The organism is Pseudomonas sp. FYR_5 (assembly GCF_043106315.1).
GTDB classification, from domain to species: Bacteria; Pseudomonadota; Gammaproteobacteria; order Pseudomonadales; family Pseudomonadaceae; genus Aquipseudomonas; species Aquipseudomonas putida_Y.
On the sequence record NZ_JBICMK010000100.1, the window covers coordinates 107,039 to 125,213 of the forward strand.

The 18,175-nt window shown below is 62.6% G+C and carries 15 protein-coding genes; 5 read left to right on the forward strand and 10 right to left on the reverse strand.

Translation table 11 applies throughout. The features are described from left to right. Positions 1-21: 21 nt before the first annotated feature. A complete protein-coding gene (hrpA, locus tag ACF8RA_RS21325) occupies positions 22-3,927 on the reverse strand; it encodes an ATP-dependent RNA helicase HrpA (RefSeq protein ID WP_392519561.1) in 3,906 nt (1,301 codons plus the stop codon). 572 nt (positions 3,928-4,499) lie between these two features. Between hrpA and ACF8RA_RS21330 the strand changes: the two genes are divergently transcribed. Continuing rightward, a complete protein-coding gene (locus ACF8RA_RS21330) occupies positions 4,500-5,864 on the forward strand; it encodes a glutamine synthetase family protein (RefSeq protein WP_339443854.1) in 1,365 nt (454 codons plus the stop codon). A 24-nt stretch (positions 5,865-5,888) separates the two neighbouring features. Continuing rightward, entirely contained in the window at positions 5,889-7,196 is a 1,308-nt protein-coding gene (locus ACF8RA_RS21335; RefSeq protein WP_339443834.1) for an FAD-binding oxidoreductase, read from the forward strand. A 286-nt stretch (positions 7,197-7,482) separates the two neighbouring features. Here the strand turns inward: ACF8RA_RS21335 and fadD1 are convergent, their stop codons facing one another. Next, positions 7,483-9,180, reverse strand: a complete 1,698-nt coding sequence (gene fadD1 / locus ACF8RA_RS21340) for a long-chain-fatty-acid--CoA ligase FadD1 (RefSeq protein WP_392519562.1) — start codon at positions 9,178-9,180, stop codon at positions 7,483-7,485. 330 nt (positions 9,181-9,510) lie between these two features. Further along, positions 9,511-11,199: a long-chain-fatty-acid--CoA ligase FadD2 gene (gene fadD2 / locus ACF8RA_RS21345; protein WP_176685581.1), complete on the reverse strand. Its 1,689-nt coding sequence runs from the start codon at positions 11,197-11,199 to the stop codon at positions 9,511-9,513. Between the two features lie 218 nt (positions 11,200-11,417). On the opposite strand from fadD2, the gene ACF8RA_RS21350 reads away from it, so the two are divergent. Both ACF8RA_RS21350 and ACF8RA_RS21355 read left to right on the forward strand, forming a co-directional pair. Further along, entirely contained in the window at positions 11,418-12,362 is a 945-nt protein-coding gene (locus ACF8RA_RS21350; RefSeq protein WP_209967513.1) for an alpha/beta hydrolase, read from the forward strand. Between the two features lie 34 nt (positions 12,363-12,396). After that, positions 12,397-12,867, forward strand: coding sequence for a MaoC family dehydratase (locus ACF8RA_RS21355; RefSeq protein WP_003254624.1), 471 nt, complete (start codon positions 12,397-12,399; stop codon positions 12,865-12,867). A 119-nt stretch (positions 12,868-12,986) separates the two neighbouring features. On the opposite strand, the gene ACF8RA_RS21360 is transcribed toward ACF8RA_RS21355, so the two are convergent. The 5 genes from ACF8RA_RS21360 to ACF8RA_RS21380 form a co-directional block, all read right to left on the reverse strand. After that, positions 12,987-14,225, reverse strand: coding sequence for an RNA polymerase sigma factor (locus ACF8RA_RS21360; protein WP_392487637.1), 1,239 nt, complete (start codon positions 14,223-14,225; stop codon positions 12,987-12,989). Then, positions 14,225-14,710, reverse strand: coding sequence for an SRPBCC family protein (locus tag ACF8RA_RS21365; protein ID WP_176685584.1), 486 nt, complete (start codon positions 14,708-14,710; stop codon positions 14,225-14,227). Before ACF8RA_RS21365 ends, ACF8RA_RS21360 begins: the two co-directional genes overlap by 1 nt. 21 nt (positions 14,711-14,731) lie before the next feature. After that, positions 14,732-15,076 (reverse strand): YciI family protein, encoded by a 345-nt coding sequence (locus ACF8RA_RS21370; RefSeq protein WP_176685585.1) that lies wholly within the window; start codon positions 15,074-15,076, stop codon positions 14,732-14,734. Positions 15,077-15,120: 44 nt separating this feature from the next. Continuing rightward, on the reverse strand, positions 15,121-15,546 hold the full coding sequence (locus ACF8RA_RS21375) for a YybH family protein (protein ID WP_392487638.1): 426 nt from the start codon (positions 15,544-15,546) through the stop codon (positions 15,121-15,123). A gap of 190 nt (positions 15,547-15,736) precedes the next feature. Further along, positions 15,737-15,994 carry a DUF2790 domain-containing protein gene (locus ACF8RA_RS21380; RefSeq protein WP_003254632.1) on the reverse strand — a complete coding sequence of 86 codons (258 nt, stop codon included), beginning with the start codon at positions 15,992-15,994 and terminating at the stop codon, positions 15,737-15,739. 318 nt (positions 15,995-16,312) lie between these two features. On the opposite strand from ACF8RA_RS21380, the gene ACF8RA_RS21385 reads away from it, so the two are divergent. Continuing rightward, a complete protein-coding gene (locus ACF8RA_RS21385) occupies positions 16,313-16,717 on the forward strand; it encodes a GNAT family N-acetyltransferase (protein WP_176685587.1) in 405 nt (134 codons plus the stop codon). Here ACF8RA_RS21385 and def read toward each other — a convergent pair. Continuing rightward, positions 16,672-17,208: a peptide deformylase gene (gene def / locus ACF8RA_RS21390; RefSeq protein ID WP_176685588.1), complete on the reverse strand. Its 537-nt coding sequence runs from the start codon at positions 17,206-17,208 to the stop codon at positions 16,672-16,674. The genes ACF8RA_RS21385 and def overlap by 46 nt on opposite strands. Beyond that, positions 17,208-18,164, reverse strand: coding sequence for a YihY/virulence factor BrkB family protein (locus tag ACF8RA_RS21395; protein ID WP_021783396.1), 957 nt, complete (start codon positions 18,162-18,164; stop codon positions 17,208-17,210). The genes def and ACF8RA_RS21395 overlap by 1 nt, the downstream gene beginning before the upstream one ends. Positions 18,165-18,175 lie beyond the last annotated feature (11 nt).

Genomic DNA, 18,175 nt, shown 5'->3' on the forward strand with positions numbered 1-18,175 from the left:
GTTTGCCACAAATAATGAAGGTTAGCCTTCCACCTGACTCCATTGTTTGCTCAATCGCTTGTCAGAAATCGGCACCTTGGTCCCCAACTGCTGGGCAAACAGCGACACTCGATACTCTTCCAGCCACCAGCGGTACACGGTCAGTTGCTCATCGCGCTTGCCTTCCTGGGCATGCTTGTCGGCACGGGCCTTGTACTGCGTCCACAAATTGGCCAGCTCGCCGCTCCACACCCGGTCCTTCTGTACTTGCGAGCCAAGTTTCTCGAGGCGCAATTCAACCGCCTTGAGGTAACGCGGCAACTCCTTGAACCACACCCCAGGCGTTTCGCGCACGAAGCCCGGGTACACCAGGTTGCCCAGCTGCTGCTTGATGTCGTTCAGTGCCACCGCTTGGCTCAGGTCGATCTTGCCCTTGAAGCGTTTCTGCAGCCCATGCCACAGTTTCAGCACTTCCAGGGTCTGCCTGGCCAGGCGCTCGGCATGCTCGGCCCAGCTGCCGCGCTTGCGTTCAGCCAGCCCGGCCAAGGCCGCGCCATCACGTGGCAACGGTTGTTCGCCTTCGAGGATGCAACTGTCCAGGCTAGCCAGCAGAATGTCTTCGACCAGCGCCTCGACCCGCCCCATTTCACGGTACAGCAGGCCCAGCTCGGTCAGCCCCGGCAGCTTGCCGCGCAGGAACTTGGCCGGCTCGGCCAACTGCTGCAGCAACAGCCGTTGCAATGCGCGGCGGTGCTGAAACTCGGCTTCGGCCTGGGTCGAGAAGCGCCCTTCACGCACGGTGCCGTTGTCTTCCACCAGTGCCGGGTACACGGTCATCGACAGGCCGGCGATCTTCTGCTGGGCGGTCTGCTTCACTTCGCTGAAGGCCTTGGCCTGCACCGGCTGCTCACCCTTGGCGTCACGCGGCACGGCCAAGGCAGCCTGGCTGGCGGCAGCAAAGCGCGCGGTCAGTTCTGCCAGGTCACGGCCTTCGCCAAGGAACTTGCCCTGACCATCGACCACTTCGATGTTCATGCGCAGGTGGCCTTCGACCTGGTTGACCGACTCGTCCCAGGCCTCATCCGACACACGTGCCCCGGTCATGCGCAACAACTCCTGGCCCAGGGCCTGCGGCAGCGCCCCTTGGCCGAAGGTCATGCGCGCCAGCGAAGCCTTGACGAAGTCTGGCACCGGGACGAAGTTCTTGCGCAGGGCCTTGGGCAGGTTGCGCACCAGCGCCACGCACTTGGCCTCCAGCAGACCTGGCACCAGCCACTCCAGGCGCTCGCCCGGCAGGCTCGGCAACAGCGGCGCCGGCACCCGCACCGTCACACCATCGCGGGGGTGGCCGGGCTCGAAGTGGTAGCTCAGCGGCAGACGCAAATCGCCCACCTGCATACTGTCGGGGTACTGTGCGGCGGTCACTTCGCTGGCCTCGCGGGCCAGCACGTCCTCCTCGCGCATGATCAGCAGGTTGGCGTCCTTCTGGCTGCCCATGCGGTACCAACTGTCGAAGGTCGCCGTCTGGTGGATTTCCGCCGGCAGGCGCGCTTCGTAAAAAGCGTACAGCGTTTCTTCGTCAGCCAGGATGTCACGCCGGCGAGCCTTGGCTTCCAGCTCGTCCAGCTCTTCAAGCAGGCGCTTGTTGGCCGCCAGGCACTTGGCCCGCGACTGGATTTCGCCACCCACCAGGCCTTCGCGGATAAACAGCTCGCGCGAGGTCGCCGGGTCGATCGGGCCGTAGTGCACTGGCCGGCGGCCGACCAGGATCAGGCCGTAGAGGGTGATCTGCTCGTAGGCCACTACCTGCCCGCGCTTCTTCTCCCAGTGCGGCTCGAAATGGTTTTTCTTGATCAGGTGGCCGGCCAGCGGTTCGATCCAGTCCGGCTCGATCTTGGCCACCATGCGCGCATACAGCTTGGTGGTTTCGACCAGCTCGGCAGCCATGACCCACTGCGGGCGCTTGCGCCCCAGGCCCGACGACGGATGCACCCAGAAGCGCCGCTGGCGGGCGCCCTGGTAGTCGCCCTCTTCGGTCTTCTGGCCAATCTGGCTGAGCAGCCCGCTGAGGATTGCCTTGTGCAGCTTCTGGTAATCGGTCGGTTCCTTGTTCACCGTCAGTTGCAGGTCGCGGCAAATCAGCGCCAACTGACGATGAGCATCGCGCCACTCGCGTAGGCGCAGGTAGTTCAGGAACTGCTTGCGACACCAGTTGCGCAGCGGGTTGGCGGTCAGCGCCTGGCGTTGTTCCTCGAAGCCACGCCACAGGTTGACCAGCGCAGCGAAGTCCGAGTCCACGTCCTTCCACTGTGCGTGCGCCTGATCGGCGGCCTGCTGGCGTTCTGGAGGGCGTTCACGCGGGTCCTGCACCGACAGCGCGCTGGTGACGATCAGCACTTCCTGCAGGCTGCCCAGGCGTGCGCCTTCAAGCAGCATGCGGCCCAGCCGAGGGTCGATCGGCAAGCGCGCCAACTGGCGGCCAATTGGCGTCAGCTGGTTCTCGCGGTTGACCGCCGAAAGCTCCTGCAACAGGTTGAAGCCGTCGCTGATGGCTTTGCCATCTGGCGGCTCGATGAACGGGAAGGCATCGATTGCACCCAGGCGCAGGTGCAACATCTGCAGGATCACCGCCGCCAGGTTGGTGCGCAGAATCTCCGGGTCGGTAAACGCTGGCCGGCTGTTGAAGTCCTCTTCGCTGTAGAGACGCACGCAAATGCCAGGCTCGACCCGGCCGCAACGGCCTTTACGCTGGTTGGCACTGGCCTGTGACACTGCCTCGATCGGCAGGCGCTGGACCTTGGCGCGGTAGCTGTAGCGGCTGATGCGCGCAGTACCGGTGTCAATCACATAGCGGATGCCCGGCACAGTCAGCGAGGTTTCGGCGACGTTGGTGGCCAGCACCACGCGGCGCCCGGTGTGCGGTTGGAAGATACGCTGCTGCTCGGCCGGTGACAGGCGCGCGTACAGCGGCAAAATCTCGGTATGGCGCAGTTGCGCCTTGCGCAGAATCTCGGCGGCATCACGGATTTCCCGCTCGCCCGGCAGGAAGATCAGCACATCGCCGGGGCCCTTGCCTTCGCTGCGTTCGTGCTGTGCCAGCTCATCGAGGGTGGCAAGGATGGCCTGATCGACGGTGAGGTCGTCCTCGATCTGGTTGCCCTCTTCGTCCTGTTCGCTGGTCAGCGGGCGGTACCAGGTGTCCACCGGGAAGGTGCGCCCGGACACCTCGATGATCGGTGCGCCGTCGAAGTGCCTGGAAAAGCGCTCCAGGTCGATGGTGGCCGAGGTAATGATCAGCTTCAGGTCCGGTCGGCGATGCAGCAACGTTTTCAGGTAGCCGAGCAGGAAGTCGATGTTCAGGCTGCGCTCGTGCGCTTCGTCGACGATGATCGTGTCGTAGCGTTCAAGGAAGCGGTCGTGCTGGGTTTCGGCCAGGAGGATGCCGTCGGTCATCAGCTTGACCAAGGTGTTGGAATCGCTCTGGTCTTCGAAACGCACCTGGTAGCCGACCAGCGCGCCCAAGGGCGTGCCCAGCTCTTCGGCGACCCGCGCTGCCACGCTACGCGCTGCGATCCTGCGTGGCTGGGTATGGGCGATCAACCCATGGCTGCCACGGCCAAGCTCAAGGCAGATCTTCGGCAACTGGGTCGTCTTGCCAGAGCCGGTTTCGCCGGCAATCACCAACACCTGGTTTTCGGCCAGGGCCTTCTTGATTTCGTCACGCTTGGCGGCGATGGGCAGGTTGTCGTCGTAGCGTACGGTCGGCATGCTCTGCTGACGCGCGGTGACCTGAGCGCAGGAGGCCTGGACCTTCTCCACCCACTGCGCCAGCTTCGCCTCGTCGGGGCGCTTGCGCAGTTCGTGCAGTTGCCGGCGCAGGCGATGGCGGTCGGCAATCATGGCGTGGTCGAGGTTTTGCAGCAGTTTGTCGATGGCGTGGTCAGTCATGGGGCTTTTTAGTGATGCAGGTGAGCCTGCTTTTTCATGATCGGCATTCGGAAAGTCGGGCGATTGTCGCAGATTTGCGGATTCTCTGCTGCCTGCACGCTCCCTGTGGGAGCGGCCTTGTGTCGCGATAGGGCCGCAAAGCGGCCCCAGCAATTTCTGCGTGGTCGCTGATGGCCGGGGTCCGCTACGCGGCCCTTTCGCGACGCAAGGCCGCTCCCACTTTGACCGTGATGCTTTCAACACGAATGTTTAGCCAAGTGCGATGTAAAGGTTGCCATTCACTGCTTTAATCAACCTTACGCCGCATGTGAGTATCAAAGGCATGACTCCCGCCCAGCCCATCGCCCCACCGTCGTCCCGCCCTTCGCTGCCGAAGGCCCGGAGGCGTGCCGGGGAAAATCCGCTGGTCCACATCATCCTCGCCTTCTGGGCCTTGTGGCACTGCCGTCACGCGCGCCCACCGGACACCTCGCTCACGCCATTGTGACCAAACCCGGCCACCTTCTGGCCGTTTGACTCAACCGGGCCGCCTGCTTGCGCGGTGGCCCTGCGCGTCTATGAGCGAATTGATCATGCACTTTGCCCCTGTAGAGCAGGCTACCCGTTTTCTGGCCGACAACCCCGATATCGAGCTGTTCGAACTGTTCATCCTCGACGCCAACGGCGTGCCACGCGGCAAGCTGTTGCACCGCGAGGAACTGCTGGCCGTGTACCAGACCGGCCGGCCACTGCCCAGCACCATCCTGGGCCTGACCCTCAATGGCGACGACGTGGAAAACTCCGGCCTGGTGTGGGACGTCGGTGATATCGACTGCCGTGCCTACCCGCTTGACGGCAGCCTGGTGCGCCTGCCCTGGCGCCGGGTGCCAACTGCCGCAGTGCAGGTGAGCATGCACCCCAGCGAGGGGCTGCCGGCCAGCATCGCTGACCCACGCCATGTGCTGCTGCGCACCATCGAAGCGCTGAAGGCTGACGGTTATCACCCGGTGATGGCCTGCGAGCTGGAGTTCTACCTGCTTGACCAGCAGCGTGATGCCCAAGGCCGCCCACAACCGGCGCTGGACAACGATGGTGGTCGCCCCCGCAGCACCCAGGTCTATGGCCTGCGCGAACTGGAGCAGATCGAACCGTTCCTCGCCGACCTGTACGCTGCCTGCAAGGCCCAAGGCATCCCGGCGCGCACGGCCATTTCCGAGTACGCCCCCGGCCAGGTAGAAATCACCCTGGAGCATGGCGATGCGCTGCAGGCGATGGACCAGGCGGTGCGCTACAAGCGCCTGGTAAAAGGTGTGGCCCATGCCCACGGCATGCAGGCTTGCTTCATGGCCAAGCCATTCGCCCAACTGGCCGGCACCGGCATGCACATGCACCTGAGCCTGGCCGACAGCGCTGGCAACAACCTGTTCGCCAGTGAAGACAAGGCCGGCACCCCGTTGCTGCGCCAGGCCGTGGCCGGCATGCTGCGTCACCTGCGCGACTCGCTGTTGCTGTTCTGCCCCAACGCCAACTCGTACCGCCGTTTCCAGGCCAACAGCTATGCGCCCCTGGCGCCAACCTGGGGCGTGGACAACCGCACCGTGAGCCTGCGTGTGCCAGGTGGCCCGGCCAACAGCCGGCATGTGGAGCACCGCATCTGTGGCGCTGATGCCAACCCTTACCTGGCTGCTGCGGCGATCCTTGCTGCCAGCCACCGGGGCATCCGCGAACAGCTTGACCCAGGCGCCCCCGTTGAAGGCAACGGCTATGCCCAGGCCACCGAACACCTGCCCACCGACTGGCTGACCGCCCTCGACGCCCTGCAACATTCCGATTGGGCCCGCGAAGCATTGGGCGAAGACTTCCTTGGCGTGTACCTGAAGGTCAAGCGCGCCGAGTACCGCCAGTTCATGGCCGAAGTCAGCGAACAGGACTGGCGCTGGTACCTGCACCAGGCCTGAGCCCCCACATAACAAGGAACACCCATGAACGCAGCATTGAACAACGGCCCGGCGCAGCGCGCGCCGTCCTATTACAGCGCTACCCTCAACGACCACAGCGAGTACCCGCAACTCAAGGGCACAGTGCAGGTGGATGTGGCGATCATCGGCGGTGGCTTTACGGGCGTGGCCACGGCGGTGGAACTGGCCGAGCGCGGCCTGAAGGTCGCCATCGTCGAAACCAACCGCATCGGCTGGGGCGCCAGCGGGCGCAACGGTGGCCAGGTCACCGGCAGCCTGTCGGGCGACGAGGCCATGCGCGCGCAGATGCGCAACCACCTGGGCGCCGAAGTCGACGATTTCATCTGGCACTTGCGCTGGCGCGGGCACCAGGTGATCGAGCAACGCGTGGCGCGCTATGGCATCGATTGCGACCTCAAGCGTGGCCACCTGCATGCAGCCATGAAGCCTTCGCACATGAACGAGCTGCGTGCGTTCGAGGCCGAAGCACGACGCCGTGGCATGGGCGAGCAGGTGCAACTGCTCGACCGCTCTGCAGTGGCGGAGCATCTGCAAAGCCCGCTTTATCTGGGCGCGCTGAAGAACATGCGCAACCTGCACCTGCACCCACTCAACCTGTGCCTGGGCGAAGCCCGTGCCGCGCATGGCCTGGGTGCACTGATATTCGAAAATTCGGAAGTGCTGGACATCGTCCACGGCCCGCGACCGGCGGTGGTTACCGCCCACGGCCGGGTGGAAGCACGCCAGGTGATGTTGGCCGGTGATGTGTATCACAAGCTGGAAAAGCGCCAGCTCAAGGGCAAGATCTTCCCGGCCATGGGCGGTATCGTCACCACCGCGCCCCTGGGTGAGCTGGCCGAGCAGATCAACCCACAGGACCTGGCGGTGTACGACTGCCGCTTCGTCCTCGACTACTATCGCCTGACAGCCGACAAACGCCTGCTGTTCGGCGGCGGCGCCAACTACTCCGGCAAGGATTCACGCGACATCGAAGGCGAATTGCGCCCCTGCATCGAACGCACCTTCCCGGCATTGAAGGGGGTGCCGATCGAATTCCAGTGGAGCTGCGCCATGGGCATCGTGGTCAACCGCATTCCGCAGTTGGGCAAGCTGTCGGACAACGTGTGGTACTGCCAGGGTTACTCGGGGCACGGCATTGCCACCAGCCACATCATGGGCGAGATCATGGCCGAAGCGTTGACCGGGACGCTGGAGAAGTTCGACACCTTCGCCCAGTGCAAGCATGTGCGGGTGCCGATGGGGGACTTGCTGGGGAACCCGCTGCTGGCGGCGGGGATGTGGTACTACCAGATGCTCGAGAAGCTGCGCTGAGTTGCGCGGATGTAGGAGCGGGTTTACCCGCGAAAGGGCCGGCCCTGCTGACCGATCTCCACCCGCCGTTCACCGTTGTCGCCACTACCGTATTCGCGGGTAAACCCGCTCCTACAGGGGCTCACAATGTCTGAAGACGGCGCCGCATCTTATTGTGGGGCCTTGTGTCGCGAAAGGGGCGCATAGCGCCCCCAACCATTGTCGCATCGCCGCCAAAATCCCAGGGCCGCTTCGCGGCCCTTTCGCGACACGAGGCCGCTGCCACACTGAGCGTGCAGGCTTATAGTCAGGCGATCTTCTTCAAGCCTTGCTTCTTGAGCTCTTCATCACGCAGCTCGCGGCGCAGGATCTTGCCCACGTTGGTGGTTGGCAGCGAATCGCGGAACTCGATATGGCGCGGTACCTTGTAGCCGGTAACGTTGGCACGCATGTGCTCCATCACCTGTTCCTTGGTCACGGTCATGCCCGGCTTGACCACGATGAAGACCTTGATCACTTCACCCGACTTCTCGTCCGGCACACCAATGGCTGCGCACTGCAGCACGCCCGGCAAGGCCGCCAACACATCTTCCAGCTCGTTGGGGTACACATTGAAGCCCGAGACCAGAATCATGTCTTTCTTGCGGTCGACGATACGCATGTAGCCATCGGCCTGTATCAGGGCGATGTCACCGGTCTTCAGCCAGCCTTCGCTGTCGAGAATCTCGGCCGTGGCGTCTTCACGCTGCCAGTAGCCCTTCATCACCTGCGGGCCCTTGACGCACAGTTCGCCCACCTCGCCAAGCGGCAGCTCTTTGCCGGCGTCGTCGATGATCTTGCACAGGGTCGACGGCACCGGAATACCGATAGTACCCACCTGGTTCGCTTCCGACGGGTTCACCGCCGCCACCGGGCTGGTTTCGGTCATGCCGTAGCCTTCGCAGATGGCGCAACCGGTAACGGCCTTCCAGCGCTCGGCCACACTCAGCTGCAGGGCCATGCCACCCGACAGCGTGATCTTCAGCGCCGAGAAATCCAGGGCACGGAATGCCTCGTTGTTGCACAGGGCAACGAAGAGGGTGTTGAGGCCGACAAAGCCGCTGAACTTCCACTTGCCCAGTTCCTTGACCATCGCCGGCAGGTCTCGCGGGTTGCTGATCAGCACGTTGTGGTTGCCGATCAGCATCATCGCCATGCAATGGAAGGTAAACGCATAGATGTGGTACAGCGGCAGCGGGGTGATGAGGATTTCGCAGCCTTCGTGCAGGTTGGAGCCCATCAGTGCCCGGCACTGCAGCATGTTGGCCACCAGGTTGCGGTGGGTCAGCATGGCGCCCTTGGCCACGCCGGTGGTACCGCCGGTGTATTGCAGCACCGCCACGTCGTTGGCCTGCGGGTTGGCTTCGGTCACTGGCTGGCCCTTGCCCAACGCCAGGGCGTCATTGAAACGCACGGCCTGCGGCAGGCTGTAGGCCGGCACCATCTTCTTCACGTACTTGATCACGCTGTTGATCAACAAGCGCTTGAGTGGCGGCAGCAGGTCGGCCACTTCGGTGACGATAACGTGCCTGACCTTGGTTTTTGGCAGCACTTTCTCGGCCAGGTGAGCCATGTTGGCCAGGCACACCAGGGCCTTGGCACCAGAGTCGTTGAACTGGTGTTCCATCTCCCGCGCGGTGTACAGCGGGTTGGTGTTGACCACGATCAGCCCGGCACGCATGGCACCGAAGACCGCGACCGGGTATTGCAGGACATTGGGCAATTGCACGGCAATGCGGTCACCCGGCTTGAGGTCGGTATGCTGCTGCAGCCAGGCGGCAAACGCCCCCGACAACGCATACAACTCGCCATAAGTGATAGTCTTGCCCAGGTTGCTAAAGGCCGGTTTGTCGGCAAAGCGTTGGCAGGATTGCTTGAGTACCGCCTGGATATTGGGGAATTCGTCAGGATTGATTTCCGCCGTAATCCCGGCTGGGTACTTATCCTTCCAAAAATTTTCGATCATGGAAGCCCACTCCTTCAGCAACAGCGAAGTTCGATTCACGCGTCGATGCGCTTATTATTGATATGGGATGACGGTTCGTTGCAAACCGGATCATCTGGAAGCGGGCCGAGAGTAACAGCTTTGTCCGGGGTCGCCTAGAGGCCAAAACAGGCCTTACGGTCACAAAAGTGACTCAATGAACAATACAGGTCATTTTTAGAGTAATTATCCAAAATGTCGCAGATAAGGCTGTATAGAGCCTGTTAGAGCGGTTTAAGGCATTCGCGGGTAAACCCGCTCCTACATTGGGCGGTGTAGGAGCGGGTTACCCGCGAAGACGCCATCCCCGTATCAAGCTATATCGCGCAACTCCCGCCGCAATATCTTGCCCACCGGCGTCATCGGCAACGATTCGCGCAGCACGATGTGCTTGGGTACTTTGTAGCCGGTGAAGTTGGCCTTGCAGTAGGCCTTCAGCTCATCAACGCTCACCCCGCCCTCGCGCGGCACCACGAACAGCTTGACCGCCTCGCCTGAACGCTCGTCCGGCACGCCGATAGCCGCACAGTTGGCGACCTTGGGATGCCCCATCACCACATCCTCGATTTCGTTGGGGTACACATTGAAGCCCGAGACGATGATCATATCCTTCTTGCGGTCGACGATGCGGGTGAAGCCGTCCGGGTCGATCACCGCGATATCACCGGTCTTGAACCAGCCTTCTGCATCCAGTGCCTGGGCCGTTGCCTCGGGCTGCTGCCAGTACCCCTTCATGACCTGCGGGCCTTTGATGCAAAGCTCGCCCCGCTCGCCCAGCGGCAGTTCGTTGCCGTCATCATCGATGACCTTGAACGCAGTACCCGCCACAGGGATGCCCACCGTCCCCAGACGCGCCAGCTGGCCGTATGGGTTGGTGCTGGCTACAGGCGAGGTTTCTGTCAGGCCGTAGCCTTCAACGATGCGGCACCCGGTAAGGTTTTCCCAGCGCTCGGCGGTGGCCTTGACCAGCGCTGTGCCACCAGAATTGGTGACCTTCAGCGCCGAGAAGTCCAACTGACGGAAGCCCGGGTGGTCCATCAGTGCGACAAACAGGGTATTGAGGCCCAGCAAGCCAGAGAAACGCCATTTGCCCAGCTCCTTGATGAAGCCGGGAATATCCCGCGGGTTGGTAATCAGCACATTATGGTTGCCGGTCACCATCATGCACATGCAATTCGCGGTGAATGCATAGATGTGGTAAAGCGGCAGCGGCGCGATCATCACCTCCTGGCCGTCCTTCAGCAGCTTCTGCCCATCGGGGCCGTGCTGCGAAAAGCAGGCCAGCACCTGCAGCATGTTGGCCACCAGGTTGCCGTGGGTGAGCATGGCGCCCTTGGCCAGGCCAGTGGTGCCGCCGGTGTACTGCAGCACAGCGATGTCATCGAGGTTCAGCGACACCGGTTTGGGCGACAGCCCGCGGCCCTCGCGCAGCACCTGCTTGAACGGCACCGCTTGAGGCAACTGGTAGGCCGGCACCATCTTCTTCAACTTGTCGACCACGGTGTTGACCAGCCAGCCCTTGGCGGTCGGCAGCAGGTCGCCCATCTTTGCCTCGATCAGGTACTCGATACCGGTATCGGGCAGCACCTCCTGCACGCGCTTGCCGAACATGTTAAGGTACACCAGCGCACGCGCGCCGCTGTCCTTGAACTGGTGGCGCATCTCGCGCTCGGTGTACAGCGGATTGGTGTTGACCACGATCAGTCCGGCGCGCATGGCACCGAAAACGGCGATGGGGTACTGCAGCACGTTGGGCATCTGCACGGCGATGCGCTCACCCGGCTTGAGGTCGGTGTGCTGCTGCAACCAGGCAGCGAAGGCTGCCGAATGGCGCTCCAGTTCCGCGTAGCTGAGGGTCACGCCCAGGTTGCTGAACGCCGGGCGGTCCGCAAAGCGCTTGCAGGAGCGTTCGAACACCTCGACGACCGAGGCGTAGGCATTGATGTCGATGGTGGAAGGCACGCCCGCCGGGCGCTTGTCATTCCAGAAGTCGGCTTGCATTTATTATTGTTCCTCTGCCTGGACCTGCACTGCGTCCTTTAGTCCTTTGCCTGACCGCCTGCTGGCGAAAAGGCGTTGATTCGACGTTAGCAGGTAAACCCAAGGTGGCATATACGCCAAGTCCCGCCATTAACATTGTGAATCTTATTTGTGCCCCTCCTGCAATCCGGCCGGTTGTGCATACACTGTTCGGGTAACCGCGCGCACAAGGACCCGCCATGCACCACGACGCCTTCTGGCTGCCCGCCAGTGAGCACTGCAGCCTGTACGTATACCAATGGCTGCCGGCCACACCGGTAAAGGCCGTGGTGCTGCTGGCCCATGGCATGGCCGAGCATGCCGGGCGCTACCAGCGCCTGGGCCAGGCCCTGAGCGAGGCCGGCTTTGCTCTGTTCGCTGCCGATCAGCGTGGCCACGGGCGCACTGCCGAACTGGGCAACCTCGGCCTGTTCGCCCGCCATCATGGCTGGAATGCCGTGGTCAACGACCTGGGATGCGTGGCCCAGCACATCGGCCAGCAGTTCCCGTGCACGCCGCTGTTCCTGTTCGGCCACAGCATGGGCAGCTACATCGCCCAGGCCTACCTGCTGCATCACAGTGGCAGCCTGCACGGGGCGATCCTCAGCGGCTCCAACTACCAACCGGCCGTGCTGTACCGCGTTGCGCGGCTGATTGCCCGGCTGGAGTCCTGGCGCCAGGGGCCACTGGGCAAGAGTGCACTGATCGAATGGTTGTCCTTCGGTTCGTTCAACAACGCCTTCAAGCCCAACCGCACGGCATTCGACTGGCTCAGCCGCGACCCGGGCGAGGTCGATCAGTACGTGAATGACCCGTTATGCGGCTTTCGCTGCACCAACCAGTTGTGGCTCGACCTGCTGCAAGGCTTGGCGCAGATCAGCCAGCCGGGTAACCTCGCGCAGATCGATCCCAACCTGCCGATGCTGGTGATCGGCGGTGAATGTGATCCGGTCAGTGCCGGCAAGCGTCTCACCCATCTGGCCGACGCCCTGCGCGCGACCGGCAATCGACATGTACAGCTGCGCGTCTATCCTGATGCGCGGCATGAAGTACTCAACGAAACCAACCGTGGCGAGGTCATCGCCGACATTCTCGGCTGGCTTGAACAGGCGCTGGCCCTTGGCCGCCCTGCGCGCAGTGAATGATAGTCGCCCTCGCCCAACGCTTAAGGAAGCATCGATGTCCCAGGTCACCAACACGCCTTACGAAGCCCTCGAAGTCGGCCAGAAGGCCGAGTACAAGAAGTCCGTAGAAGAACGCGACATCCAGCTGTTCGCTGCGATGTCCGGTGACCACAACCCGGTTCACCTGGATGCCGAGTTCGCCGCCAAGAGCATGTTCCGCGAGCGTATTGCCCATGGCATGTTCAGCGGCGCGCTGATCAGTGCTGCAGTGGCCTGCACCCTGCCGGGCCCTGGCACCATCTACCTGGGCCAGCAAATGAGCTTCCAGAAGCCGGTGAAAATTGGCGACACCCTGACCGTGCGCCTGGAAATCCTCGAGAAGCTGCCCAAGTTCAAGGTGCGCATCGCCACCAATGTGTACAACCAGAACGATGAGCTGGTGGTCGCGGGTGAAGCCGAGATCCTGGCGCCGCGCAAGCAGCAGACCGTCGAGCTGGTGTCACCGCCGAATTTTGTGGCTAGCTGACGTGTGATGCAGCCAGCCTCTTCGTCGAGGCTGCTCTCCTGGGTAACCCGCTAATTCGTTGATTTAGCGGGAATCCTGCGGAAGCGGGCTTGCCCGCGAAGAGGCCGGCGCCCCCCACATCACTCGATAGCCTGCAAGCGCCGCTCGATATGCCGCCGTTCTGGCGCCTGCCGTGTCAAGGCCAGCGCCTTCTGCCAGGCCGCACGCGCCGCTTCCACCTGCCCCAGCTGGCAATGCAGCTCGGCCCGCGCCGCATGTGCCAGGTGATAGTCCAGCAACTCCCCCCGCGCCAGGATCCCTTCGACTTCCCGCAAGCCAACCTCCGGCCCATCCCGCTTCGCCAGCGCCACCGCCCGGTTCAGCTCCACCACCGCTGATGGCCAATACCGCTGCAACACATCATACAGCCCAACGATCTCCCCCCAGTCCGTCTCTTCAGCCGTCGCCGCTTCGGCATGCACAGCAGCAATCGCCGCCTGGACGGTATAGGCCCCGAACGCACGGCTCTGCAGGGCCTGGCGCACCAGCTCACAGCCCTCGGCAATGAACTGCCGGTCCCACAAGCTACGGTCCTGCTGCTCCAGAACCACCAGATTGCCTTGGCCATCGATACGCGCCCGCTGCCGGGACGCCTGCAGCAACATCAACGCCAACAGGCCGACCGCCTCCGGGTCGGGCAGCAACTGCACCAGCAACCGCGCCAGGCGAATGGCTTCATCACTGAGCGCCTGCTGCAGCAGTGTCTCGCCCGATGACGCCGAATAACCCTCGTTGAACACCAGGTAGATCACCCGCAACACGCTTTCCAGGCGCTCGGGCAGCTCATTCAGCTCTGGTACCTGGTACGGTATGCCGGCATCACGGATCTTGGCCTTGGCGCGCACGATACGCTGGGCAATGGTGGCCGGGCTTTGCAGAAAGGCCCGGGCAATCTGCTCGGTGGTCAGGTCGCAGACTTCGCGAAGGGTCAATGGCACCTGAGCGTCGGACGACAGGGCCGGATGGCAACAGGTGAAGATCAGCCGCAGGCGGTCATCCGCCAGCAGCTCTTCTTCACTGGGGTCCTGCGCCTGACCCTCCAGCAGCATGCTCAAGTCAGCCTGGGAGCGGTCGAAGCGGGCGCGCCGGCGCAGCGCATCAATGGCCTTGAAGCGCCCCACAGAGACCAGCCACGCTCGCGGGTTGACGGGGATACCGTCGCGTTGCCAGCGCTCGACGGCAATGAAGAAGGCATCATGCATGGCCTCCTCGGCCAGGTCGAAATCACCCAGCAAGCGGATCAGTGTCGCCAGGATCCGCCGCGACTCCTGCCGGTACACGGACTCGACTTCGGTGCGCACCAGGGCCAATGCGGTCATCAGTCGGGCATCCGCTGGGTCACCACCTCCACCAGGCGGTCCAGGCTTTCTCCCCAGCCTTGGTAGAAGCCCATTTCTTCATGAGCCTGGCAGTCAGTGGCATTCCAGTGCCAGGCACGGGCGGTGTAACGGGTTTTGCCCTGTTCCTCGTCAAAGCTGATCACGGCGGTCATGAAGGCCTTGTCCGACGGTACCCAACCGGGGCCGAAGGCATCGGTGAACACCAGCCGGCGTGGCGCTGCAATTTCCAGAAAAACGCCTTGGTTCGGGTACTCGCTGCCATCCGGCGCCCGCATCAGGGTACGAAACAGGCCACCGGCCCACAGCTGCATTTCACATTCCGGGGTGGTCATGCCGTGCGGCCCCCACCACTGCATCAGCCACTGGGGTTCGGTCCAGGCGCGGAATACCTTGGCCGGTGGTGCGTCGATCAGACGGCTGATGGACAACTCGTATTGCGCTTGCGCAATGGGTGCAAGGCTCATGCTGATGGTTCTCCTTGGCTGTCAGGGTTGCAGCTCGCGCACTGGTCGCACCTCGACACTGCCGACCCGCGCGGCAGGGATGCCCTTGGCGATATTCAGCGCTTCGTTGAGGTCGCGGGCCTCCACCAGGTAAAAGCCGGCCAGTTGCTCCTTGGTTTCGGCAAACGGGCCGTCGGTCAGGCTCATGTGCCCGTTACGCATGCGCACCGTGGTGGCAGTCTGCACCGACTTCAGCGCCTCGGCCGCGAGCATTCGCCCGGAACCGTGAATGGCTTCGGCGTAAGCCAGGCACTCGGCGTCTGCCGGGCTGTCGGGCAGGCTGTGCAACAGCCCCTCGTCACAATAGACCAGGCACAGGTATTTCATGGTCGCCTCCAGGGCATTGGCAAAGTGCGTTTGGCGATAACGGCTCAGGGCTTGAGATCGAACAGGGCTTTTTGCGTTTCCATGTCGAAAGGCGCCGACCAGTGTTCGTGGATTACCTGCCACTGGCCGCCTTGACGACGATAGCTCACCGTGGCGCGCATGAAGCCGCACTGGCTTTCGTCGTCGCCTGGGCCGCAGCGGTTCAGCCAATGGGCCAGGGCCAGATCGCCAGCGGCGTGCACGGTAAGTTCGGCAAGTTCGAAGACCATGGGGCCAGTGCACATGCCCATGCACATTTCCCAGTGCGCCGTGTAGGCGGACTTGCCTTTGAATTGCAGGGCCTGGATGGCATCGAAGGCGACGATATCGTCGGCGTAGGGGGCGATGATGCCCGGGATGTCGCGATCGCGCACGGCTTGCATCCAGCGCTCGATCAATTGGCGGATTTCGGATTCGGCTGCGGTGCTCATCGGGGGGGCCTCCGACAGATCATAGGGGGTGCGGCACGGTGTGACGCGTGCCTTCAGCTATGGTCGAACGGGAAACGGAGGATTCGACAGGCGGAGAAATTATCTGTATTGGCGGTGCACCTGGGAGGTCGCATCAAGGCCAGCAAGTGCCCGCCACGGCGTTTTCAGCGCCTGCGGCGGGCACAACCAGTCAACCCTGCTGGCAACCTTCACCCATGGCCCGGTACTGAATGGTGTGCACCTGGCCCTGGTGGTCTTCATAGGTCATGGTCGCAGGTACCACTTCGCAGACGTTGGGTATGGTCGACAGGTTGATCACCCGCTTGATGTCCAGGTTCATCGAGTAGTCGTACTGCTGAGCCACAGGCTCGCTGGAGACGGGTTTGGCCTCATCGGCGAGGGCGAACGAGGACATACCGACCAATGCAAGAATCAGTAATGGTTTCATGTGGTTTTGCCTTTTGAGCGTTCAAGCTGATCGATTGACTTCTATTGCCGTATCCGGCGCGGAGAAGTTGTCATCTATGGTCTAGATGGCACGAAGTACCGATCCCGCTTCGTACTGCCAGGGGGGATGAACAAAATTCTACTCCCGGCCAGCAATAGTTGAACCCCGGAGTCGGATATTCACCCTTGCCGGTTTTGCAACAATCTGCGACAAAGTGGCCGCAAATCATCAGGCCAGAGCCCCTGGCCACGTTTCAGGGTAGGACTCACCATTTCTGACCAATTGTCCTGTTCGAAGCTATCGGACACAGAACGCCGTTTGCTGGACCACTTCTACCGCCAGCACAGCTCACGCATGCGCGCTGCAAGCGACGCCGAACTGTGGGTAGCACGGGCCCCTGGCATCATCGCCGGGCTGAGCTTGAGTGCGGTGAGTGAGGGGTTCTGGCTGACCGGCCTGTTCGTCGACCCGCAGCGACGCAGCCAAGGGGTGGCCGCGCGGTTGGTCGAGGCAGCGCTGGCGCAAGTTGGCGGGCCTGTCTGGCTGTTCTGTCATCCCGAGCTGACGCCCTTCTACCAGCGCCTGGGCTTCGACCTGGCCCAACAGCTGCCAGAAGCCCTGGCCAGCCGCCTGCTACGCTATCAGCGCAGCAAACGCCTGGTAGCCCTGCAGCGAGGTCAGTCGTCGCTGACCTCGAGCCCAGGGAACAGCACCTCGGTGTAGCCGAACCTGGCAAAGTCCTGGATGCGCGAGGGGTACAGCCGGCCGATCAGGTGGTCGCACTCATGCTGCACCACCCGCGCATGGAAGCCATCGGCAAAGCGGTTGATCGGGTTGCCGTGGGGGTCGATGCCTTGATAGCCGATGTGCTTGAAGCGCGGCACCACGCCGCGCAGGCCAGGCACCGACAGGCAACCCTCCCAGCCGTCCTCGACCTCGGTGGAGGTCGGAGTGATGACCGGATTCAGCAGAATGGTCTGCGGCACCGCCTCGGCCTCGGGGTATCGCTCACTGCGCTCGAAACCGAAGATCACCAACTGCAGGTCGATGCCGACCTGCGGGGCGGCCAGGCCCACACCGCCTACGTGACGCATGGTTTCGAACATGTCGTCGATCAGTTGCTGCAGTTCGGCACTGCCAAGCATGTGCTCGGGCACTGGCGGAGCGATGCGCAGCAGGCGTTCGTCGCCCATCTTGAGAATGTCACGGATCATCAGGGGTTCGGCTCGACGCTATGAGGCTTGCTCGGGTTCGGGTGCTCGTGACCCAGTACAGTCAAGGTTTCCTTGGGCTTATCTTCGTCGAAGTCTTTCTCGCCCGGATTCTTGCCTTCGGCTGACATGTGCTCGATCACCGCATTCATTTCGGCGCCGAGCAACAACACGGCAGCCGAAATATAGAAATACAGCAACAGCACGATGATTGCACCAATGCTGCCGTACATGGCGTTGTAGTCGGCAAAGGTCTTCACGTAGTAGGCAAAGCCCAGCGAGGCCACGATCCACACCACCACCGCCAGCACAGAGCCCGGGGTGATGAAGCGAAACTGTTGTTTCACGTCAGGCATCACGTAATAGATCAGGGCCACTGCCACCATCAGCAGAATGATGATCACCGGCCAGCGCAGGATGGTCCACAGTGTGACGATGAACTCCTGCATGCCGATCTGGGCGGCGATCCATTCCATCACCTGGGGGCCCAGCACCATCAGTGCTGCGGCCGCCAGCAGCATGCCAGCCAGGCCCACGGTGTAGAAAATGGAAAGCGGGATACGCTTCCACACCGGGCGACCTTCGGGCACATCGTAAGCGGCGTTCATGGCGCTCATCATCAGGCGCACGCCAGCGGAGGCGGTCCACAGGGCGATCACGATACCCACCGACAGCAGCCCACCCTTGGATTGTTGCAACTGGTCGATCACCGGATTCACCTGCTCCAGCGCCTGAGGCGGCAATACCAGTTCCGATTGCAGACGCAGCCAGGAGAAAAAGTCCGGCAAGTGCAGGAAACCGATCAGGGCAATCAGGAACAACAGGAAGGGGAACAGCGAGAACAGCGCCTGGTAGGCCAGCGCTGAGGCATAGGTGGACATCTCGTCGTCGAGGAATTCCTTGACGGTACGTACCAGCACGCGGTGCAGGGGCAAGCCGCGCAGGTCGGGGAAAATCATAGCGTCTCCTT